At 59.2% G+C, this 22,217-nt stretch carries 16 protein-coding genes; 14 read left to right on the top strand and 2 right to left on the bottom strand.

Annotation, left to right across the window (positions count from 1 at the left end; all coding sequences use genetic code 11):
- Nucleotides 1–13: 13 nt before the first annotated feature.
- The 13 genes from ICA16_RS25135 to ICA16_RS25075 all read left to right on the top strand — a co-directional run bounded on the left by ICA16_RS25135 (nt 14) and on the right by ICA16_RS25075 (nt 18,956).
- Nucleotides 14–190 (top strand): hypothetical protein, encoded by a 177-nt coding sequence (locus ICA16_RS25135; RefSeq protein ID WP_003176118.1) that lies wholly within the window; start codon nt 14–16, stop codon nt 188–190.
- On the top strand, nt 174–3,128 hold the full coding sequence (locus tag ICA16_RS25130) for a sensor histidine kinase (RefSeq protein ID WP_162184591.1): 2,955 nt from the start codon (nt 174–176) through the stop codon (nt 3,126–3,128). Before ICA16_RS25135 ends, ICA16_RS25130 begins: the two co-directional genes overlap by 17 nt.
- 22 nt (nt 3,129–3,150) lie before the next feature.
- A complete protein-coding gene (locus ICA16_RS25125) occupies nt 3,151–4,587 on the top strand; it encodes a sigma-54-dependent transcriptional regulator (RefSeq protein WP_150688187.1) in 1,437 nt (478 codons plus the stop codon).
- A gap of 734 nt (nt 4,588–5,321) precedes the next feature.
- On the top strand, nt 5,322–6,722 hold the full coding sequence (locus ICA16_RS25120; protein ID WP_042561099.1) for a polynucleotide adenylyltransferase PcnB: 1,401 nt from the start codon (nt 5,322–5,324) through the stop codon (nt 6,720–6,722).
- 3 nt (nt 6,723–6,725) lie between these two features.
- Nucleotides 6,726–7,211, top strand: a complete 486-nt coding sequence (gene folK, locus ICA16_RS25115) for a 2-amino-4-hydroxy-6-hydroxymethyldihydropteridine diphosphokinase (protein ID WP_210701863.1) — start codon at nt 6,726–6,728, stop codon at nt 7,209–7,211.
- Nucleotides 7,212–7,613: 402 nt separating this feature from the next.
- A complete protein-coding gene (gene panB / locus ICA16_RS25110; protein WP_150602232.1) occupies nt 7,614–8,414 on the top strand; it encodes a 3-methyl-2-oxobutanoate hydroxymethyltransferase in 801 nt (266 codons plus the stop codon).
- Nucleotides 8,411–9,271, top strand: a complete 861-nt coding sequence (gene panC / locus ICA16_RS25105; protein ID WP_210554918.1) for a pantoate--beta-alanine ligase — start codon at nt 8,411–8,413, stop codon at nt 9,269–9,271. The genes panB and panC overlap by 4 nt, the downstream gene beginning before the upstream one ends.
- Before the next feature lie 387 nt (nt 9,272–9,658).
- Nucleotides 9,659–11,323: a glucose-6-phosphate isomerase gene (gene pgi / locus ICA16_RS25100; protein ID WP_150617385.1), complete on the top strand. Its 1,665-nt coding sequence runs from the start codon at nt 9,659–9,661 to the stop codon at nt 11,321–11,323.
- Nucleotides 11,324–11,551: 228 nt separating this feature from the next.
- Nucleotides 11,552–13,489: an acetate--CoA ligase gene (gene acs / locus ICA16_RS25095; RefSeq protein ID WP_210701862.1), complete on the top strand. Its 1,938-nt coding sequence runs from the start codon at nt 11,552–11,554 to the stop codon at nt 13,487–13,489.
- Between the two features lie 52 nt (nt 13,490–13,541).
- The gene (locus ICA16_RS25090; protein WP_210701861.1) at nt 13,542–14,414 is read left to right on the top strand and encodes an oxygenase MpaB family protein; all 873 of its coding nucleotides are present in this window, start codon (nt 13,542–13,544) and stop codon (nt 14,412–14,414) included.
- Nucleotides 14,415–14,508: 94 nt separating this feature from the next.
- The gene (locus ICA16_RS25085; RefSeq protein WP_150602227.1) at nt 14,509–15,525 is read left to right on the top strand and encodes a class I SAM-dependent rRNA methyltransferase; all 1,017 of its coding nucleotides are present in this window, start codon (nt 14,509–14,511) and stop codon (nt 15,523–15,525) included.
- A 183-nt stretch (nt 15,526–15,708) separates the two neighbouring features.
- A complete protein-coding gene (locus ICA16_RS25080) occupies nt 15,709–18,660 on the top strand; it encodes a DUF748 domain-containing protein (RefSeq protein ID WP_210554915.1) in 2,952 nt (983 codons plus the stop codon).
- The gene (locus ICA16_RS25075) at nt 18,657–18,956 is read left to right on the top strand and encodes a DUF2845 domain-containing protein (RefSeq protein ID WP_150602225.1); all 300 of its coding nucleotides are present in this window, start codon (nt 18,657–18,659) and stop codon (nt 18,954–18,956) included. The genes ICA16_RS25080 and ICA16_RS25075 overlap by 4 nt, the downstream gene beginning before the upstream one ends.
- Before the next feature lie 238 nt (nt 18,957–19,194).
- On the opposite strand, the gene ICA16_RS25070 is transcribed toward ICA16_RS25075, so the two are convergent.
- On the bottom strand, nt 19,195–19,551 hold the full coding sequence (locus ICA16_RS25070; RefSeq protein ID WP_150617380.1) for a BON domain-containing protein: 357 nt from the start codon (nt 19,549–19,551) through the stop codon (nt 19,195–19,197).
- Nucleotides 19,552–19,849: 298 nt separating this feature from the next.
- Nucleotides 19,850–20,290: a pilin gene (locus ICA16_RS25065; RefSeq protein ID WP_210554914.1), complete on the bottom strand. Its 441-nt coding sequence runs from the start codon at nt 20,288–20,290 to the stop codon at nt 19,850–19,852.
- A gap of 224 nt (nt 20,291–20,514) precedes the next feature.
- On the opposite strand from ICA16_RS25065, the gene pilB reads away from it, so the two are divergent.
- Nucleotides 20,515–22,215: a type IV-A pilus assembly ATPase PilB gene (gene pilB, locus ICA16_RS25060; RefSeq protein WP_210701860.1), complete on the top strand. Its 1,701-nt coding sequence runs from the start codon at nt 20,515–20,517 to the stop codon at nt 22,213–22,215.
- The last annotated feature ends 2 nt before the right edge of the window (nt 22,216–22,217 follow it).

Here is a 22,217-nt window from a genome sequence, read left to right as displayed (position 1 = left end):
AAGAGAGGCCGGGATGTACATCTATCGCTTGGTCCTGCTTTTGGTCGTGGGGATATATCTGTTTTCGCCCGCCATCATGGATTGGTGGATCGACGCTACGGGCGCCTGGTATCGCCCCTATCTGCTTTGGCTGATCCTGATTGTCGTGACCTTCATCCTGCAGAGCCAAAAAGATGCCGATGAGCTTTAGCCTGACCCAGATGCTGCTGATCAGCGCCGCCTACCTGGCCGCACTGTTTGGCGTGGCCTGGATCAGTGAGCGTGGAATGATTCCACGGGCGATCATTCGCCATCCGCTGACTTACACGCTGTCGCTGGGGGTTTACGCCAGTGCCTGGGCGTTCTACGGCACGGTGGGCCTGGCCTATCAGTACGGCTATGGCTTTCTGTCCAGTTATCTCGGGGTGTCCGGCGCATTTTTGCTGGCGCCGGTGCTGCTCTATCCGATTCTGAAAATCACCCGCACCTATCAACTGTCGTCGCTGGCGGATCTGTTTGCCTTCCGGTTTCGCAGCACCTGGGCCGGGGCGCTGACCACGATTTTCATGCTGATCGGCGTGCTGCCGCTGCTGGCGTTGCAGATTCAAGCGGTGGCCGATTCCATTGGTATCCTCACCGGCGAGCCGATTCAGAGCCGCGTGGCGCTGGCGTTCTGTGCGCTGATCATTCTGTTCACGATTTTCTTCGGCTCCCGGCATATCGCGACGCGCGAGAAGCACGAAGGGCTGGTGTTCGCGATTGCTTTCGAATCGGTGATCAAACTGATCGCCCTCGGCGGCGTTGGCCTGTATGCGCTGTACGGCGTATTCGACGGCCCGCAACAGCTTGAGCTGTGGCTGCTGCAAAACCAGACCGCCCTCGCCGCATTGCACACGCCGTTGCAGGAAGGCCCGTGGCGCACGCTGCTGCTGGTGTTTTTCGCTTCGGCAATCGTGATGCCGCACATGTATCACATGACCTTCACCGAAAACCTCAACCCGCGCTCATTGGTCAGCGCAAGCTGGGGTTTGCCGCTGTTCCTGCTGCTGATGAGCCTGGCAGTGCCGCTGATTTTGTGGGCCGGCCTCAAGCTCGGCGCCACTACCGACCCGGAATACTTCACCCTCGGCATCGGCATCGCCGCCAACAGCAAGCCGCTGGCATTGCTCGCCTATGTCGGTGGTTTGTCGGCGGCCAGTGGCCTGATCATCGTCACCACCCTGGCACTGTCGGGCATGGCGCTGAACCACCTGGTGCTGCCGCTTTACCAGCCGCCCGCCGAAGGCAATATCTATCGCTGGCTGAAGTGGACTCGCCGGGCGCTGATCGTCGCGATCATCATGGCCGGTTTCGGCTTTTATCTGATGCTCGGCGCCGGCCAGGATCTGGCCAACCTGGGCATCGTCGCTTTTGTAGCCACGTTGCAATTCCTGCCGGGGGTGTTGTCGGTGCTGTACTGGCCGACCGCCAATCGTCGCGGTTTTATCGCCGGTCTGTTGGCGGGGATTCTGGTGTGGGTGGTGACCATGCTCTTGCCGCTGGTCGGCAATCTGCAAGGTTTCTACATCCCGCTGCTGAACATGATTTACGTGCTGGACGACACCAGTTGGCACATGGCGGCGATCGCCTCGCTGGCCGCCAACGTGCTGATGTTCACCCTGATCTCGCTGTTCACCAACGCCAGCCCGGAAGAGGCGTCCGCTGCCGAAGCTTGCGCGGTAGACAATGTGCGCCGCCCGCAACGCCGCGAACTGCACGCCGCCTCGCCACAGGAATTCGCCACACAACTGGCTAAACCGCTGGGCGCCAAGGCTGCGCAGAAAGAAGTCGAACAGGCGCTGCGTGATCTTTACCTGCCGTTCGATGAACGCCGCCCGTATGCCTTGCGCCGTTTGCGCGATCGTATCGAAGCCAACCTTTCCGGTCTGATGGGCCCAAGCGTCGCTCAGGACATGGTCGAAACCTTCCTGCCGTACAAGGCCGGCGGCGAAAACTACGTCACCGAAGACATTCACTTCATCGAGAGCCGCCTCGAGGATTACCACTCGCGCCTCACAGGTCTTGCCGCCGAACTCGATGCCCTGCGCCGCTACCACCGCCAGACCTTGCAGGAACTGCCGATGGGCGTCTGCTCGCTGGCCAAGGATCAGGAGATCCTGATGTGGAACAAGGCCATGGAAGAACTCACCGGGATTGCTGCGCAACGCGTGGTCGGCTCGCGCCTGAGCACCATCGGCGATCCGTGGAAAGAATTGCTCCAGGGCTTTATCAACCTGCCCGATGAGCACTTGCACAAACAACACCTGGCCCTCGACGGCCAGACGCGCTGGCTCAATCTGCACAAGGCAGCGATTGACGAGCCGCTGGCCCCCGGTAACAGCGGTCTGGTGCTGCTGGTCGAAGACCTCACCGAAACCCAGATGCTCGAAGACAAACTGGTGCACTCCGAGCGCCTGGCCAGCATCGGTCGCCTTGCTGCGGGGGTGGCCCATGAAATCGGCAATCCGATCACCGGCATCGCCTGTCTGGCGCAGAACCTGCGCGAAGAACGCGAAGACGATAGCGAACTGACCGAAATCAGCGGGCAGATTCTCGAACAGACCAAACGCGTGTCACGCATCGTCCAGTCGCTGATGAGTTTCGCCCACGCTGGCAGCCATCAGCACAGTGACGAGCCCGTCTGTCTGGCCGAAGTCGCGCAGGATGCCATCGGGCTGCTGGCGTTGAACCGACGCAATTTCGAAGTGCAGTTCTACAACCTGTGCGATCCCGATCATTGGGTCGAAGGCGATCCGCAGCGGCTCGCCCAGGTGCTGATCAATCTGCTCTCCAACGCCCGCGACGCATCGCCGCCGCACAGCGCGGTGCGGGTCAAGAGTGAAGCCGGCGAACACACGGTCGATCTGATCGTGGAGGACGAAGGCAGCGGTATTCCGAAGAACATCATGGACCGATTGTTCGAACCCTTCTTCACCACCAAGGACCCTGGCGAAGGCACCGGTCTGGGCCTTGCACTGGTCTATTCCATCGTTGAAGAGCATTATGGACAAATCACCATCGACAGCCCGGCTGATGTACAAAGCCAACGCGGCACCCGTATCCGGGTGACCTTACCGCGTCATGTCGAAGCGACGTCCGCTGTGAACTGAGACCGTCGAGAGTATCGAATCAATGCCGCACATTTTGATCGTCGAAGACGAAACAATTATCCGCTCCGCCTTGCGCCGCCTGCTGGAACGTAACCAGTACCAGGTGAGCGAAGCCGGTTCAGTGCAGGAAGCACAAGAACGCTTCACCATTCCTACGTTCGATCTGATCGTCAGCGATCTGCGTTTGCCGGGCGCCCCTGGCACCGAGCTGATCAAGCTTGGCCAAGGCACGCCGGTGCTGATCATGACCAGTTACGCCAGCCTGCGCTCGGCGGTGGATTCGATGAAGATGGGCGCGGTGGACTACATTGCCAAGCCTTTCGACCACGATGAAATGCTTCAGGCTGTCGCGCGAATTTTGCGTGACCGTCAATCGGCGCCTGCCGCCGGGGAGACCGTTACCGCCAAAACCGCCAATGGCAGCGGCAAATCCGCCGTCGACAACAGCAATGGCGAAATTGGCATCATCGGTTCGTGCCCGCCGATGCAGGACCTGTACAGCAAGATCCGCAAAGTCGCCCCGACCGACTCCAATGTGTTGATCCAGGGCGAGTCCGGCACCGGCAAAGAGCTGGTGGCGCGTGCGCTGCACAATCTGTCGAAACGCGCCAAGGCGCCGATGATCTCGGTGAACTGTGCGGCCATCCCGGAAAGCCTGATCGAGTCCGAACTGTTCGGCCACGAGAAAGGTGCGTTCACTGGCGCCAGCGCCGGGCGCGCCGGGCTGGTCGAAGCGGCGGACGGTGGCACGCTGTTCCTCGACGAGATCGGTGAACTGCCACTCGAAGCCCAGGCCCGCTTGCTGCGTGTGTTGCAGGAAGGCGAAATTCGCCGGGTGGGTTCGGTGCAGTCGCAGAAGGTCGATGTGCGCCTGATCGCGGCCACTCACCGGGACCTCAAGAGCCTGGCGAAAATCGGCCAGTTCCGCGAAGACCTTTATTACCGCCTCCACGTGATCGCATTGAAACTGCCGGCCCTGCGCGAGCGCGGTGCTGACGTCAACGAGATCGCCAGCGCCTTCCTCGCCCGCCAGAGTGCGCGCATCAACCGTACCGACCTGACATTCGCCGCGGATGCCGAACAGGCCATCCGTCACTATTCCTGGCCGGGTAACGTGCGTGAGTTGGAAAATGCTGTCGAGCGCGCTGTGATTCTCAGCGAGAGTCCGGAAATTTCCGCGGAGCTGCTGGGCATCGACATCGAGCTGAGCGATCTGGAAGACGACGAGTTCATCGGCCTGCCACCGCAAACGGGCGGTAACGCCAGCAACAGCAGCCACGAACCGACCGAAGACCTGTCGCTGGAGGACTACTTCCAGCACTTCGTCCTCGAGCATCAAGACCACATGACCGAGACCGAACTGGCGCGCAAACTGGGCGTCAGCCGTAAATGCCTGTGGGAACGTCGTCAGCGTCTGGGCATTCCACGGCGCAAGACCGGGGTTGCCAGCGAGAGCTGAACGTTACCTGTCGAGTGTGCGGGTAACGTTTGAAGATGTGAAAAAACTGTTACCTCAGTCCATTCACGTAACAGAAGCCGGGGTTATCGGTAACGAAACCCCGGCTTTTTTTCGTCCCGACAAAACGGTTATATCGACCTAACCCCTTGTTTTATTGGGCCTCGCAAAAGTTGGCACGCCCCCTGCTATATGTTTGGTACAAGAACAATAACAAGCAATGCACAAGACAATAAAAATAAGACGAATCGACTCACGCACAATAAAAACAAGACGGCGAGAGGCGCAGCTAACTGATTCTTTTGGAGAGGCGTTGTATTTGGGGCTTGCCCCACGACCAGGCCGAGAACAACAAAAACTGTCCTAAGACAGAGCCTGTACTGGTTGGATCGAGAGATCACTGCAATTCAGCGACCAAAGCAATCCGTTTGCTCTTGGCTCCCGATTGGGAGGGTCATGAAGGAAAAGCTTCATGGCGAGGGCACTCAACAAAAACAAGAAGCCCGAATCAACAATAAAAAGAGCACGCAACTACTTTCTTGGGGAGCTTCGGCTCCCCTTGTAGTTTCTCCCTTCTGTAAAAATCCCCGTTTTCATAGCGTCAGAAGCCTGTAGCCCGCGACTTGCACGGCAAATCGGCTGTCTCCTACACCATCCCCTGACTAAATGCTAGAATCTGCGCCCATCATGCGGTCATTCTTTGGTATGGCCGAACATTCCTTCAAACAGTGCATCCCATGCTGAAGAAGTTGTTCCAGTCATTCCGAACTCCCGTGCGTCGTACGCAACACATCCGTAGCACCCCTGAAGTGCTCAACAGCGGTCAACATTCGCTGCAGAAAACGCAATTCAGCCGCTACGCGGTCAACATTGTCGAACGCTTGCAGGGCGCCGGTTACCAGGCCTATCTGGTCGGCGGTTGCGTGCGTGACATGCTTTTGGGTATCACACCCAAGGATTTCGACGTCGCCACCAGCGCCACTCCCGAGCAAGTCCGCGCCGAATTCCGCAATGCGCGGATCATCGGCCGTCGCTTCAAACTGGTGCATATCCATTTCGGTCGCGAAATCATTGAAGTCGCGACCTTCCGCGCCAATCACCCCGTAAACGAAGACGACGAAGACAGTAACCAGTCTTCGCGTAACGAAAGCGGCCGGATTCTGCGCGACAACGTCTACGGCACCCTGGAAGAAGACGCGCAACGCCGCGACTTCACCATCAATGCCCTGTATTACGATCCGGTCAGCGAGCGCATTCTCGATTACGCCAATGGCGTACACGACATCCGCAATCACCTGATCCGCCTGATTGGCGATCCAAAGCAGCGTTACCAGGAAGACCCGGTACGCATGCTGCGGGCCGTGCGTTTCGCCGCCAAGCTCAATTTCGGCATCGAAAAACACACCGTTCAGCCGATCCGCGAACTGGCGCCGATGTTGCGCGAGATTCCCTCGGCACGCCTGTTCGAAGAAGTGCTCAAGCTGTTCCTCTCCGGACACGGTGCGATCACCTTCGAGATGCTGGTCGATCTGCAACTGTTCGCCCCGCTGTTCCCGGCCAGTGCCGACGCGCTGGATCACAACCCGGATTACACCCACACATTGATCAGCGAAGCGCTGACCAACACCGACCTGCGCATCAAGCAGAACAAACCGGTGACCCCGGCGTTCCTGTTTGCCGCGATGCTGTGGCCCGCCCTGCCGGCCCGCGTTTTGCGTCTGCAAGAGCGTGGCATGCCGCCGATTCCGGCGATGCAGGAAGCCGCGCACGAGCTGATCGCCGAACAGTGCCAGCGCATTGCGATTCCAAAGCGCTTCACCATGCCGATCCGCGAAATCTGGGACATGCAGGAACGCCTGCCACGGCGTAGCGGCAAGCGTGCCGATTTGTTGCTCGACAACCCACGCTTCCGCGCCGGTTACGACTTCCTGTTGTTGCGTGAAAGCGCCGGTGAGCAGACCGACGGCCTGGGCGAATGGTGGACTGACTATCAGGACGCCAACGACAGCGAACGTCGCGACATGATCCGCGACCTCAGTGGCAAGGGTGACGATGCCAGCGGTGCGCCGCGCAAACGTCGTCGCAGCGGCGGTTCCAAGCGCAAGCGCGCCGGTGCGCCGAGCGCCACGGGCGAGTAAGGCATGGAACGCATCTACATCAGTATGGGCAGCAACCTCGCTGACCCTGCCGAACAATTGCGCAGCGCGGTCGACGCGCTGGGGCAGTTGCCGCAGACCGCACTCGTCGGCGTTTCCGCGTTCTATCAAAGCGACTCGCTGCTGCCGGGCCAACCGCGTTACACCAACGCGGTCGCCGCGCTCGACAGCACGTTAGCTCCGCTGGATCTGCTCGACGCACTGCAAGCCATCGAAAACGATCAGGGCCGCGAACGCCTTGAGCGCTGGGGTCCGCGCACGCTGGATCTGGATATTCTGCTGTTCGGTGATCGACTGATCGACGAACCAAGACTGAAAGTACCGCACTACCAGATTCAGGAACGCGCGTTCGTCCTGTATCCGATGGCCGAGCTGGCTCCTGCCGATTTGCGCCTTGCCGATGGCCGCAGCCTCGCCGATCTGCTGGCAGCCTGCCCCTTCGTCGGCCTCGAACGCCTCCCCCAAGCCTGAAGCAAATCCCCCTGTAGGAGCTGCCGCAGGCTGCGATCTTTTGATCTTGCTCTTGTTTTAAAACCCCAAGGATCAAAAGATCGCAGCCTTCGGCAGCTCCTACATGGATAGCGTGCGGCATCGCTATTTTTGTCCGACAAAAATTCTCTGATTCAGCCCCGCCGCGCCGCTGAATCGCATCAGTAACGCCGGTAACACTCCCCACGTAACAACGCGGTAACACACGCAATTGACTTCCGCTTGGCTCCTCACGACTATAGGCGTCCCGCTGCCGCCAACCCGGCACATACGGGCGCAATCCAGGCCTTATAAGCACGACAAAAGACCGTGCGCCTGAGTAGATAAAGAATCACGCGCGTTACTCGCAGTAGTTTCCAGAGCGCCTGAACGAGGATTTTTTACATGCCAGCCATCACCCTGACCACGCTCCAGAGCCTCAAGCAGAAAGGTGAAAAGATCACCATGCTGACCTGCTATGACGCGACTTTCGCCCACGCCTGCAACGAGGCCGGTGTCGAAGTGTTGCTGGTGGGCGACTCACTCGGCATGGTTCTGCAAGGTCACGACAGCACCCTGCCGGTGACCACCGCAGAAATGGCCTATCACACTGCCTGCGTCAAACGCGGCAATCGCGATGCCCTGATCATGGCCGACCTGCCGTTCATGGCCTACGCCACGCTTGAGCAAACCATGACCAACGCCGCCATGCTGATGCAGGCCGGCGCGCACATGATCAAGGTCGAAGGTGCGCTGTGGCTGGCCGAGTCGATCCGTCTGCTTGCCGAACGCGGTATCCCGGTCTGCGCGCACATGGGCCTGACGCCGCAAGCGGTGAACATTCTCGGTGGCTATAAAGTGCAGGGCCGCAATGAAAACCAGGCGCGGCAGATGCGTGCGGACGCAATCTCGCTGGAACAGGCTGGTGCGGCGATGCTGCTGCTCGAATGCGTACCGAGTGAACTGGCTGCCGAAATCAGTCAGGCAGTGAAGATTCCGGTCATCGGAATCGGCGCTGGCAGCGCTACCGATGGTCAGGTCCTGGTGCTGCACGACATGCTCGGTCTGTCGATCTCCGGCCGCGTACCCAAGTTCGTGAAAAACTTCATGCACGGTCAGGACAGTATCGATTCGGCCCTCAAGGCCTACGTCAGCGAAGTCAAAGCCGTCACGTTTCCTGGCATCGAACACGGATTCTCTGCATGAACACCGTCAAAACCGTACGCGAACTGCGCGCTGCTGTAGCCCGCGCCCGTAGCGAAGGCAAGCGCATCGGCTTCGTGCCGACCATGGGTAACCTGCACAGCGGCCACGTTGCGCTGGTGACCAAAGCCACGCAACGCGTGGATTTCGTGGTCGCGAGCATTTTCGTCAACCCGCTGCAATTCGGCGCCGGCGAAGACCTCGACAAATACCCGCGCACCCTCGCGGCGGATCAGGAAAAACTGCTGGAAGCCGGTTGCTCGCTGCTGTTCGCGCCGACCGTCGAAGAGATGTATCCCGATGGCATGGCCGGGCAAACCCGGGTCAGCGTGCCGCAACTTTCCGAAGGTCTGTGCGGCGCCAGCCGTCCGGGGCATTTCGAAGGTGTGGCGACGGTGGTCAGCAAACTGTTCAACATGGTCCAGCCGGATCTGGCGATTTTCGGTCAGAAGGACTTCCAGCAACTGGCGGTGATCCGCGCGCTGGTGCATGACCTGAACATGCCAATCCAGATCATCGGCGAACCGACAGTCCGCGCTGACGATGGCCTGGCACTGTCGTCGCGCAACGGTTTCCTCAGCGAAGAACAACGCGCCGTAGCCCCAGTGGTCTATCGCACCCTGAGCACGATTGCCGAGTCGATTCAGCAAGGTGAACGGGATTTCCCGGCACTGATCAGCGCGCAACTGCAGCAGCTCGAAGCCGCTGGCCTGCGCCCGGACTATCTGGAAATCCGCCACGCCGTGACCTTGCGTCCGGCCGCGGCTGAAGACCGTGATCTGGTGATTCTGGTGGCGGCGTTCCTCGGTACTACGCGATTGATCGATAACCTGCACCTGAATCTCGATAGTCCTGTCTGAAAACACCGCCCCCCCTGTAGGAGTGAGCCTGCTCGCGATGAGTACCTGACATTCAGCATCATTGTTGAACGTCAGTGCGCTATCGCGAGCAGGCTCACTCCTACAGTGTTTTCCGGCGTTGTGAAGATTGCATTTCAAGGTTTGTTGCCGCTCTTGAAGACTTCGGGTATACCCCTCCCTCCCCTTTTGTCGGCCAAATCCCATTACTGATGTTAAAAAAGTACAGGGATCGGGTCAGACAAAGTCAAGACAGATTGCAGCGCGAGGTTTACTGTATTCGCCCTGTGTCCAGAAACCGTGACAACGCAGTTGGCCCACGCCCAAACATGGCGTGCAGGCCTGTTCAGTGTTCAAAAGGCCGTTCAAGTAAAAAGGAAAACCGCAGCGATGGCGTATTACCTCAATCCTCAAGACGTTACCGCTCTGCCCGCCTGGCAAGCGTTGAAAGATCACCGCCAAGCCATGCAGGATTTCAGCATGCGCGAAGCCTTTAACGCCGATCCGCAGCGCTTCAATCAGTTCACCCTCAGCAGCTGCGGGCTGTTTCTCGATTATTCGAAGAATTTGATCAACGCCCAGACCCGCGATCTGCTGGTGAGCCTGGCCAATGAAGTCGATCTGAAGGGCGCGATCAAAGCGTTGTTCGACGGCGAAATCGTCAATACGTCCGAACAGCGCCCTGCGCTGCACACCGCCCTGCGCCGTCCGGTCGGCGACAAGCTGTCGGTCAACGGCGTCAACGTGATGCCGGAAGTGCACAAGGTGCTGAACCAGATCACCGATCTGGTCGGCCGCATCCACGACGGTCTATGGCGTGGTTACACCGAGAAGCCGATCACTGACGTGGTCAACATCGGCATCGGTGGCTCGTTCCTCGGCCCAGAGCTGGTGTCCGAAGCCTTGCTGTCCTACGCGCAAAAAGGCGTGCGTTGCCACTATCTGGCGAACATCGACGGCAGCGAGTTCCATGAACTGACGCAAAAGCTGCGCGCCGAAACCACGCTGTTCATCGTTTCGTCGAAGTCGTTCAACACCCTCGAAACCCTGAAAAACGCTCAGGCCGCACGCGCCTGGTATCTGGCTCAGGGTGGTTCGGAAGCCGAGCTGTATCGTCACTTCATCGCTGTCTCGAGCAACAACGCCGCTGCCGTGGCGTTCGGCATTCGTGAAGAAAACATCTTCCCGATGTGGGACTGGGTTGGCGGCCGTTACTCGCTGTGGTCGGCCATCGGTTTGCCGATTGCCCTGGCCATCGGCATGTCCAACTTCAAGGAACTGCTGTCCGGTGCCTACACCATGGACCAGCATTTCCAGACCGCGCCGTTCGAACAGAACATGCCAGTGCTGCTGGCGCTGCTCGGCGTGTGGTACGGCAACTTCTGGGGCGCGCAAAGCCACGCGATTCTGCCGTACGACCACTACCTGCGCAACATCACCAAGCACTTGCAGCAACTGGACATGGAGTCCAACGGCAAGAGCGTGCGTCAGGACGGTACTCCGGTCTCGACTGATACCGGCCCGGTGATCTGGGGCGGCGTCGGCTGCAACGGTCAGCACGCCTACCACCAGCTGTTGCACCAAGGCAGCCAACTGATCCCGGCCGACTTCATCGTGCCAATCGTCAGCTTCAACCCGGTGTCCGACCACCATCAGTGGCTGTACGCCAACTGCCTGTCGCAGAGCCAGGCGCTGATGCTCGGCAAGACCCTGCCGGAAGCCGAAGCCGAATTGCGCGACAAGGGCATGAGCGAGGAGCAGGTGCACCAAATTGCTCCGCACAAGGTGATCCCGGGCAACCGTCCGAGCAACACCCTTGTGGTCGAACGCATCAGCCCGCGTCGTCTCGGCGCGCTGGTGGCCATGTATGAGCACAAAGTGTTTGTGCAAAGCGTGGTCTGGGGCATCAACGCCTTTGACCAGTGGGGCGTGGAACTGGGCAAGGAATTGGGTAAGGGCGTTTACAACCGCCTGGTCGGCAGCGACGAAACCAACGCTGACGATCCGTCTACCCAGGGCTTGATCAACTACTTCCGCGGTCGTCACCGCGGGTGATAGGCTGAAGGGGCGGTTTGCCTGCCCCTACAGCTTGCAACATCGACAGTTCCACGGCACCGGGCTAATCGCAGAATCGGTGGCGTACACGATCTGTGTAGGAGCTGCCGAAGGCTGCGGTCTTTTGATCTGATCTTAAAAACAAGATCAAAAGATCGCAGCCTTCGGCAGCTCCTGCACGAGTCGTACAGCTCCCCTCTTGTCGCACAACAAGAATAAGGAACCGTCATGTTCGATATCAGCACGTTCCCCCAAGCCGATGCCGTCCGCCGGGCTGCTCAGTTGAGTCAGGACGACTATCAGCGCCTGTACCGCGAATCCATTGAACACCCCAGCACCTTCTGGGCCGAACAGGCCACGCGCTTCCTCGACTGGAGCACGCCGTGGCAGACCGTTCAGCGCTACGACCTGAAAACCGGTGAAGCCGCCTGGTTTGCCGGCGGTAAGCTGAATGTCAGTTACAACTGCATCGACCGTCACCTTGCACAGCGCGGCGATCAGACCGCGTTGCTCTGGGAAGGCGACGACCCTGCCGAATCGGCGCAAATCACTTACAAAAAACTCCATCATCACGTCTGCCGACTGGCCAACGTGCTGAAAAGCCGTGGCGTGAAGAAAGGCGATCGGGTGTGCATCTACATGCCGATGATTCCCGAGGCCGCTTACGCCATGCTCGCCTGCACCCGAATCGGCGCCGTTCACTCGGTGGTGTTTGGCGGCTTTTCCCCTGACTCCATGCGCGACCGTATCCTTGATGCCGACTGCCGCACCGTGATCACCGCCGACGAAGGCGTGCGCGGGGGCAAATTCGTGCCGCTGAAAAGCAACGTCGACAAAGCCCTGCAAAGTTGCCCGGATGTCAGCACTGTCATCGTGGTCGAGCGCACGCAAGGCAAGGTCGATTGGGTCGAGGGCCGAGACCTTTGGTATCACCAGGCCGTGCGCGACGTCAGCGACGATTGCCCACCAGAACCAATGGACGCCGAAGACCCGCTGTTCATCCTCTACACCTCCGGTAGCACCGGCAAACCCAAAGGGGTGCTGCACACCACCGGCGGCTATCTGCTGCAAGCGGCGATGACCTTCAAATATGTGCTCGATTACCGCGACGGCGAAGTGTTCTGGTGCACGGCCGACGTCGGCTGGGTGACCGGCCACAGCTACATTGTCTACGGACCACTGGCCAATGGCGCGACCACGCTGATGTTCGAAGGCGTGCCGAGCTATCCGAGCAGCTCGCGCTTCTGGCAGGTCATCGACAAGCACAAGGTCAATATCTTCTACACCGCACCGACGGCACTGCGCGCGTTGATGCGCGAAGGTGCCGAACCGCTGAAGGAAACTTCCCGACAAAGCCTCAGATTACTCGGCAGCGTCGGTGAGCCGATCAACCCGGAAGCGTGGGAATGGTATTTCAACGTGGTCGGCGAACAACGCTGCCCCATCGTCGATACCTGGTGGCAGACCGAGACTGGCGGCATCATGCTCAGCCCCTTGGTCAGCGCGCAGCGGATCAAGCCAGGCTGCGCCACGCAACCGATGTTCGGCGTGCAACCGGTGCTTCTCGATGAACACGGCAAGGAGATCAAAGGCGCCGGCAGCGGCGTGCTCGCCATAAAATCAAGCTGGCCGGGGCAGATCCGCAGTGTCTACGGCGACCCGCAACGGATGGTCGATACCTACTTCAAGCCCTACCCCGGCTACTACTTCACCGGCGACGGCGCCCGCCGCGACGAGGACGGCGATTACTGGATCACCGGACGTATCGACGATGTGATCAACGTTTCCGGCCATCGAATCGGCACCGCCGAAGTGGAAAGCGCGCTGGTGCTGCACAACAGCATCGCCGAGGCCGCGGTGGTCGGTTACCCACATGACGTCAAAGGCCAGGGCATTTACGCCTTCGTCACACCGATGAACGGCACCGAGCCCGGCGATGAATTGAAAAAAGAACTGCTGGCCCACGTCAGCAAGGAGATCGGCAGCTTCGCCAAACCGGATCTGATCCAGTGGGCGCCGGCCTTGCCGAAAACCCGCTCAGGCAAGATCATGCGGCGCATATTGCGCAAGATCGCCTGCAACGAACTCGACAGCCTCGGTGACACATCGACCCTGGCCGATCCGAGCGTGGTGCAAGGCCTGATCGACACGCGCCTCAATCAGTAACCCTGGCGGGCGCGGCCAACCGAGCGCGCCCCTCCTCTCTCACTGAGTGCTCATGGAATTCATCCGCAGCCGTATCGAAAACCAACTCATGAGCCTGACCGGTCTGTCCCTCGGTCAGCTTGATCTGGAAAACCCCAAGGGCGACCCGGGGCTGTTTGGTCCCGAGTCGGTCAGTTGGCAGGTGCACGGTGACTTCAGCAGCATGTTGATCGGCGGTATCAGTGCGCTATTGCTGCAGGCGCTGCATCCGCTGGCGCTGGCCGGGGTCTGGGACCACTCGAACTTTCGTGAAGACATGGTCGGACGTTTGCGCCGCACCAGTCAGTTTGTCTCCGGCACCACTTTCGGTTCACGCCGCGACGCCGACTGGTTGATCGAGAAAGTCCGCACCATTCACCTGCAAGTGGTCGGCACGGCGCCAGATGGCCGGCCTTATGCGGCCAGCGATCCGGATTTGCTGACATGGGTGCATGTGGCGGAAGTCAGTAACTTTCTCGCTGCGCATCTGCGTTATCGCAATCCGCAGTTGTCATTGGAAGATCAGGACCGTTATTACGCGGAAATCGCCGTGGTCGCCGAGCGTCTCGGCGCCCGGGATGTGCCGAAATCGCGGCAGGCCGTGGCGGATTATCTGCAACGCATGCGCCCGCAATTGCTCTGTGATGAGCGCAGCCGCGAAGTTCTGCGCCTGCTGCTCGAAGCCCCGGCCCCCAGCCTGATGGCGCGGCCATTTGGCGATCTGATGATGAAGGCCGGCATCGACCTGTTGCCAGACTGGGCCAGCGACATGCTCGACGCCCGGCAGAATCCGCTGCAACGCCAACTGATCCGCGCCAGCGTCAAGCGCAGCGCGCCGATGCTGCGCTGGGCGATGCGCAATGGCTCGGTGCAACGGGCAAAGCGGCGGATGGGGCTGTTGACCTGACCGGAACCAAAGGCTTGCTCGCGAAGGCAGCACCTCGGTCGCCCGCCAAGCTGCTAAACTCCCGCGCCCCAATTCCCTCCAGCAAGGCGCCCGCATGTCTTCCTTGAATCAGGCGCTGCGCGCCGCCCTCGATCAACGTCAGGACTTGCTCTCTGTACTGCACAGCCAGGGCACCGACTGCTATCGCCTGTTCCATGGCAGCCAGGAAGGCGCCGGCGGCCTGACCATCGACCGTTACGGCCCGCAGTTGCTGGTGCAAAGCTTTCACCAGACGCTGGAGCGTGACGAGTTGCTGCAACTGCACGCCATCGTCAACCAGACCCTGGGCCTGGAGACCTTGCTGGTCTACAACGACCGTTCTCGCGGCAATTCGCGTATCGACCGTGAAGACCACGTCTACCGCGCCGACGACGCTGCACTGGCGGATCTGGTCGGTCACGAATGGGGCCTGAATTACCGAGTACGCGGACGCCATGCCGGGCAGGATCCGCTGCTGTTCCTCGACCTGCGCAACACCCGCGGCTGGGTCAAGGATCACGCCAGAGGCAAAAGCGTGCTCAACCTGTTCGCCTACACCTGCGGCGTTGGCTTGAGTGCCGCGGCCGGTGGTGCCCGTGAAGTGTGCAACCTGGATTTTGCCGAGGGCAATCTCGCGGTCGGTCGCGAAAACGGTTTGCTCAATCCGCAGTTGCCGGAAATGGAGTTCGTCCAGTCCGACTACTTTCCGGCCATCCGCCAACTGGCCGGTCTGCCCATCAGTCAACGACGCGGGCAGAAACTGCCGAGCTATCAGCGCCTGGAACAGCGCCAATACGATCTGGTGCTGCTCGATCCGCCGGCCTGGGCCAAGAGCGCGTTCGGCACCGTCGACCTGCTGCGCGACTATCAAAGTCTGCTCAAACCAGCCCTGCTGACCACCGCCGACAACGGTGTACTGATCTGCTGCAACAACCTGGCGAAAGTCAGCATGGACGACTGGCGCGAACAGGTCCTGCGTTGCGCCGAGAAGGCCGGGCGCCCGGTGCGTGAGTGGAGCGTGATGACCCCGGGCGCGGATTTCCCGTCGCTGGACCAACAGCCGCCACTGAAAACCCTGATCCTGCAACTCTGAACACATTCCCATGTAGGAGCTGCCGCAGGCTGCGATCTTTTGACTTTGTTTTTTTTGATCAAAAGATCGCAGCCTGCGGCAGCTCCTACAAAATTGCAGACAAATCTGAACAATCCTGCTCCACACCAGGTACTTCGGAACCAGAATCGCGTGCCATACTCCAAGGCACTCCGATTACGACAGATGAAGCCGCACATGCCCAAAGGATTGATTCGCGCGATTGGCGCACTGTTGACCGTTCTGGCCCTTTACAGCTTGCTGGGGTTTCTGATTTTACCGGGCATCGCCTTGCGTGTTGCCAACCAGCAACTGGCCAACTACGCGGCGGTGCCTGCGCATATCCAGCGCATCGAACTCAATCCGTTCAGCCTTGAAGTCACCTTGTGGGGCCTGGTCATCGGTGAGCCCGGCAAAGAACAGGTCGGTTTTGAACGCCTGTACGCCGACCTGGAGCTCGACAGCCTGTGGACGAAAGCAGTCCATCTGTCCAACATCGAACTGGACAAACCGAAGACCGAAATCCTCTTCGCCAAAGACGGCAAGCTCAACCTGCTCGGTCTGTTCAACATACCCGCCAGCGAACCGACACCCGTCGATCCCGAAGCCAAGCCGTTTCCTCTGCGCATCGACCAGATCAAACTCGCCAACGGTGTCGTGCACTTTCAGGATGTGCGCCCGAGCGAACCCATCGAATTCCTCTACGACGATCTCAACTTCGAGCTGAAAAATCTCAGCACCCTGCCCGAAGACAGCGCCGACATGACTCTGGTCGCGATTGGCCCCAACGGTGGCCGAATCGACTGGAGCGGCAATTTCAGCCTGATCCCGATCGCCTCCGAAGGCACGCTGAAAATTACCGACGGCAATATGAAAGCGTTTTGGCCTTACGTGCGAGACGCAGTGCCCTTGGTTCTTGAAAACGGCGTAATGAACCTCAGCACCGAATACAAACTCAATCTGTCGAAACAAACCGAGCTGCAGTTGAACAACGTTGCGGTGAGCATCGCGCCGTTCGCGATCAAGGCACCCGATGGACGCCCACTGGCAAAACTCGAACGCCTCGACATCAGCGAGACCTCGGTGGACCTGGCGAAACAGCAAGTGGTAGTCGGCAAGATTCGCAGCCAGAAACTCGAAACCTGGGCCGCTCTGGAGGCCGACGGGCAACTGGACTGGCAGAAACTGTTCGCCAGCCAGCCGTCGAAACCTGCCGCCAAAGCCGCCGCCGAACCGGCCAGCACACCCGCAACCGCCGATTCGCCGAAACCTGAACCGAGCGCGCCAGACAAGCCATGGCAAGTACTGCTCAAAGATGTGCAACTGCGCAACTACACCGTCCATCTGGCCGACCGGTCGGCCAATCCACCGGTGACACTGGATGTCACCCCGCTGAACGTCGATCTGCAGGATTTTGACAGCCTCAATGGCTCACCCTTCAAGCTCAAGCTCGATACCGGGCTGGGCAAGCAGGGCAAGATCCTCGCCGATGGCACGGTCAATCTGGCGCCGGTCAACGCCCAGCTCAACGTTAAAACCCAGGACATCGACCTGCGTGTCGCGCAGTCCTACATCAATCCGTTCATTCGTCTCGAATTGCGCAGCGGCATGCTCGGCAGTGACCTCAAGGTCAACCTCAAGAGCACCGAACCGCTGGCGCTCAGCGTGACCGGCCGCGCGCAGATCGATCAACTGCACACCCTCGACACCCTGAAAACCCGCGACTTCCTCAAGTGGCAGCAAGTGGTCGTGGAAGGCCTGAACTACCAGCACGGCGACAGCCTGTCGATCGACAAGGTCAACCTGTTCCAGCCGTACGTGCGCTTCATGATCAACGATGACCGCACCACCAACATCGATGATCTGCTGATTCCGCAGCCTGCCGACAGCGGCGCAAAAACCGCCGCCGCCAAACCGGCCAGCAAAGACAAACCACTGGGCATTCGCATCGGTGGTATCGCCATCAACGACGGCTCGGCCAACTTCGCCGACTTCAGCCTGACGCCGAATTTCGCCACCGCTGTCCAGCAACTCAACGGCCAGATCGGCACCATCGACAGTCGACAGTCGAAACCGGCCACTGTCGATATCAAAGGCAAGGTTGATCGCTATGCGCCGGTGACTATCAAGGGTGCGGTCAATCCGTTCGACCCGATGGCCAGCCTCGACATCACCACCAGTTTCAAACGGGTCGAGCTGACCACCCTGACGCCCTACTCCGGCAAATTCGCCGGATACCGCATCCGCAAGGGCCGGCTCAACCTCGACCTGCATTACCTGATCACCAAGGGCCAACTGAAGGCCGAGAACAAAGTGGTGGTCGAGCAATTGCAACTGGGTGAGAGAGTCGACAGTCCGGACGCGACAAGCCTGCCGCTGAAACTGGCAATCGCGTTGCTCAAAGACGTCGACGGCAAAATCTCCATCGAATTACCCGTAACGGGCGACTTGAACAATCCGCAATTCAGCGTGATGCCGATTGTCTGGCAGACCCTGCGCAATCTGATCGTCAAAGCCGCTGCGGCGCCATTCAAGATGATTGGTGGATTGGTCAGTGGTGGCGGCTCCCAGGATCTCGGCACAGTGTCGTTCGCGCCGGGCTCCAGCGAGTTGAACAAGGATGCCGAGGGTGCGCTGATCAAGCTGTCCCAGGCACTCAAGGAGCGTCCGGCCCTGCGCCTGGAAATCGAGGGTGTCGCCGCCAAAAGCAGCGACGGCCCATTGCTCGCCGAACAGCGCCTGGAACGTGAATACCAATACAACTACTACAAGATGCTCCAGCGCCGCGGCGATAAAGTCCCGGCTCAGGCGTCCTTGATTGACGTGCCGGACAGCGAGAAAGGCCCACTGCTCGAAGGCATTTATCGCACCCGTCTGAAGACTCAGCCGCCGGCCGAATGGAAGGATCTGGGCAAGGAAGAACGCACAGCGAAAATGCGCGCAGGCGTGATCCAGTTCTGGAGTACCAGCGATGTGCTGCTGCGTCAGTTGGGTCAGGACCGTGCCAGCAGCATCAAGGATTTTCTGGTGGACAAGGGCCAACTGGCTGACGACCGCGTGTACTTCATCGACACCAATCTGGGCGAGGCTGAAAGCGACGGTCGGGTAGTGACGCAAATGCATCTGGATGCCGAATGAGCAAACGCAAATGGCTGGCGGCAATGGCACTGACATTCGTTGCTGGCCAGGCGTTGGCCTCCGATACGCTGCGTTGCGGCAGCCAACTGATCAGCCTCGGCGACCGCGCAAGCGAGGTGCTACAGAAGTGCGGCGAGCCGGTGAGCCGCGATGTGCTGGGTTACAAACGCAGCGCCAATCGCCGGGAAGAGTTTCAGGTCGAGGAATGGACCTACGGCCCGAGCAACGGCATGTATCAATACCTGCGTTTCGAAGGCAATCGCCTGAAGCAGATCAATAGCAAACGCGGTAACTGAACAGATCAAAAGATCGCAGCCTTCGGCAGCTCCTACAGGGGAACCACATTCCTGTGTAGGAGCTGCCGAAGGCTGCGATCTTTTTGCTTCTACAAAATAAAACAGGCCCCGACACAAAGTGCCGGGGCCTGTAATGGTCACATCCGTGTGACCGGTCGCATGAACTCTAAAGTTGCGGCAGACGTATTGCTCGGCCCGTCTGTCGCCCCTTCTCCCGGTCCAGGCGAGAAGTCATGCCTTACTCGGCTTTCAGGCCGTCAGCGGAGACCGCTTTAACGCCTTTGATTTTCTTGGCGATGGCTACTGCAGTAGTTTTCTGCGAATCGGTTACGGCAGTAGTCGACGACAGCGATACAACGCCTTGGTTGGTTTCAACTTTAATGTCGGTACCTGGAATGCCTTTTTCGGTTACCAGGTCAGCTTTGACCTTGGTGGTGATCCAGGTATCGGAAGTATCTTGTTTCATCTCGGTGACTTCACCGGCAGCCAGAGTCATTGGAGCCTGGGTAGCCTGAGCCGATTGTGCGAATGCACCGGAAGCCATGGTCAGGGTCAGCGCGGTAGCAGCAGCGGCAGTGATAGCGAACTTCTTCATACGAGTAACTCCTGTTTTTCTGGAAAGTCTGCTGGATGTCTTGTCAGCAGGGTTACCGTAGATATTGCGAACGCTGTGCCAACTTTTTGGAAGACATAAAATCGTTATAAATCAACAGCTTACAAATAATGCAAAATTCCGGATTCATGCAAAATGCATGACTTGTTGAATATTCACATGCAAGTTGCGGCTTTTTGAAAAGTTCCTAAGGCGCTGAAATTATTGAAGCTTTTGTGAAGCGCTGCGCAATGAAAAATGCCCCGCATTGCGGGGCATCTATTGAATGTAGCCTGACGAATTACGCACCGCTGGCCGTGCAGCCTTTAGGGGAATATTCGGCATTAACCGTCGTTGCACACGTCCACACGCCCGATGTGGCACCCGTGGTTGCGCCTGAGCGACTGAGTGTGATGGTTTTGCCCAGCACCGGACCTGGCGCATTGACCAGTGTGCAAGTGATTGAACCGGCACCCGACGAGGCTGTGCCCGTAGCCGCCAATGTACAGTTGGATGTCGTCGCCGCAGCACCACCGGCCACCAGTGTCAGCGTCGGATCGGTGCCCTGATTGATGGTGTCTTCAAACGGCACTTTCAGAGCGCTGATCTCTGCCAGCCCCGCCGTTACCTTGGATCGCGCCTGATATTTCGAATACTGCGGCAGGGCGATAGTCGCCAGAATCCCGATGATCGCCACAACGATCAGCAGCTCGATCAGCGTAAAACCTTGTTGTTTTTTCATAGAAACGCTCCATGCATGAGTCGAAATCTCATGATCTGAGATGAACCGAGCATAGCCCATGCCAAGCGCCTGAGCCCTGCACACAAAGCGCCAGCGTCGCCCTACGCAGTTTCCTACAACCCGCAACCGCACTATCTGACACTTTTTGTCACCTGCACCGACCGTGTTAGGCGCTCTCACTTGACTAGGCTATAAGTCATGAACGGCAAGCGTGCGGAATCCCCATGAATGACATCGCTCTGAGCGGTCTGGCCAAACAATTGGTGCAGGCCGAACTGCTGACGGAAAAAAGCGCCGAGCAGGCCTCGCAACAGGCCCAGCGCAATCGGCTGTCGCTGGTCAGTTATCTGGTGCAGAACAAACTGGTAAAGAGCGCGCAGGTAGCCGAGATCGCCTCCGAGCACTTTGGCATGGCGTTCCTCGACCTTAATTGCCTGGACAAGGAAACCCAGCCCAAAGGCCTGGTCAGTGAAAAACTGATACGCCAGCATCACGCCCTGCCCTTGTGGCGACGCGGCAACAAGCTGTTCGTGGGGATTTCCGACCCCAGCAATCATCAAGCGATCAACGACATCCAGTTCAGCACCGGATTGAGCACCGAAGCCATCCTGGTGGAGGACGACAAGCTCAGCGACGCCATCGAAAAATTCTTCGACACCCACGCCAGCGGTCTCGAAGACATGGCCGACGTTGATCTCGACGGCCTCGATGTCGAATCGATCGACGACAACAAGCAGGACGCCATCGGCGGGCAAGACGCCGACGATGCGCCGGTGGTGCGTTTCGTCCACAAGATGCTGCTCGATGCGATCAAGAGCGGCTCCTCCGACCTGCATTTCGAGCCTTACGAAAAGAACTACCGGGTACGGGTGCGCACCGACGGCATTTTGCGCGAGGTGGCCAGGCCGCCGATCCAACTGGCCGGGCGCATCGCCGCACGTTTGAAAGTCATGGCCAGCCTCGACATCTCGGAACGGCGCAAACCGCAGGACGGACGGATCAAGATGCGCCTGTCCAAAAGCAAGTCGATCGACTTCCGGGTCAATACCCTGCCGACCCTGTGGGGCGAGAAAGTGGTGATCCGGATCCTCGACCCCTCCAGCGCGCAGATGGGCATCGACGCCCTCGGCTATGAGCCTGAGCAGAAAGAGCTGTATTTGGCAGCACTGAAGCAGCCACAAGGGATGATTCTGGTCACCGGCCCCACTGGCTCGGGCAAAACCGTGTCGCTGTACACCGGGCTGAATATTCTCAACACGGTCGACATCAACATATCCACCGCCGAAGACCCGGTGGAGATCAACATGGAAGGCATCAACCAGGTCAACGTCAACCCCAGGCAGGGGCTCGACTTTGCCCAGGCCTTGCGCTCGTTTCTGCGTCAGGATCCGGACGTGATCATGGTCGGCGAGATCCGCGATCTGGAAACCGCCGAGATCGCGATCAAGGCTGCGCAAACCGGTCACCTCGTATTGTCCACACTGCACACCAACAGCGCCGCCGAAACCCTGACGCGACTGCACAACATGGGTATCCCCGGTTTCAACATCGCCACCTCTGTCAGCCTGATCATCGCCCAGCGGCTGGCGCGCAAGTTGTGCAGCCACTGCAAGAGAGCCATCGAGATTCCGCGCGAAACCCTGATCAAGGAAGGCTTCCCCGAGGAACGCATCGGCAGTTTCACGATCTACGAGCCAGTCGGTTGCGATCACTGCAATGGCGGTTACAAGGGACGCGTGGGGATTTATGAAGTGGTGAAGAACACAGCAGACCTGCAACGACTGATCATGGCCGAGGGCAACTCGCTGGAAATCGACATTCAGATGCGCCGCGACGGCTACGACGACTTGCGTACCTCAGGTCTGCGCAAGGCCATGCAAGGCATTACCAGCCTGGAAGAAATCAACCGGGTCACCAAGGACTGAAC

It is taken from the genome of Pseudomonas anatoliensis (genome assembly GCF_017976235.1).
Taxonomy (GTDB): Bacteria; Pseudomonadota; Gammaproteobacteria; order Pseudomonadales; family Pseudomonadaceae; genus Aquipseudomonas; species Aquipseudomonas anatoliensis.
This window is presented reverse-complemented; position numbering and strand designations above follow the sequence as displayed.

Coding starts and splice junctions, on each gene's coding strand:
- pgi (WP_150617385.1), top strand. CDS start 9,659: ATGGCGTATTACCTCAATCCTCAAGACGTTACCGCTCTGCCCGCCTGG.
- ICA16_RS25090 (WP_210701861.1), top strand. CDS start 13,542: ATGGAATTCATCCGCAGCCGTATCGAAAACCAACTCATGAGCCTGACC.
- acs (WP_210701862.1), top strand. CDS start 11,552: ATGTTCGATATCAGCACGTTCCCCCAAGCCGATGCCGTCCGCCGGGCT.
- panC (WP_210554918.1), top strand. CDS start 8,411: ATGAACACCGTCAAAACCGTACGCGAACTGCGCGCTGCTGTAGCCCGC.
- ICA16_RS25075 (WP_150602225.1), top strand. CDS start 18,657: ATGAGCAAACGCAAATGGCTGGCGGCAATGGCACTGACATTCGTTGCT.
- panB (WP_150602232.1), top strand. CDS start 7,614: ATGCCAGCCATCACCCTGACCACGCTCCAGAGCCTCAAGCAGAAAGGT.
- ICA16_RS25135 (WP_003176118.1), top strand. CDS start 14: ATGTACATCTATCGCTTGGTCCTGCTTTTGGTCGTGGGGATATATCTG.
- ICA16_RS25080 (WP_210554915.1), top strand. CDS start 15,709: ATGAAGCCGCACATGCCCAAAGGATTGATTCGCGCGATTGGCGCACTG.
- ICA16_RS25125 (WP_150688187.1), top strand. CDS start 3,151: ATGCCGCACATTTTGATCGTCGAAGACGAAACAATTATCCGCTCCGCC.
- ICA16_RS25065 (WP_210554914.1), bottom strand. CDS start 20,290: ATGAAAAAACAACAAGGTTTTACGCTGATCGAGCTGCTGATCGTTGTG.
- ICA16_RS25120 (WP_042561099.1), top strand. CDS start 5,322: ATGCTGAAGAAGTTGTTCCAGTCATTCCGAACTCCCGTGCGTCGTACG.
- ICA16_RS25085 (WP_150602227.1), top strand. CDS start 14,509: ATGTCTTCCTTGAATCAGGCGCTGCGCGCCGCCCTCGATCAACGTCAG.
- ICA16_RS25070 (WP_150617380.1), bottom strand. CDS start 19,551: ATGAAGAAGTTCGCTATCACTGCCGCTGCTGCTACCGCGCTGACCCTG.
- pilB (WP_210701860.1), top strand. CDS start 20,515: ATGAATGACATCGCTCTGAGCGGTCTGGCCAAACAATTGGTGCAGGCC.
- folK (WP_210701863.1), top strand. CDS start 6,726: ATGGAACGCATCTACATCAGTATGGGCAGCAACCTCGCTGACCCTGCC.
- ICA16_RS25130 (WP_162184591.1), top strand. CDS start 174: ATGCCGATGAGCTTTAGCCTGACCCAGATGCTGCTGATCAGCGCCGCC.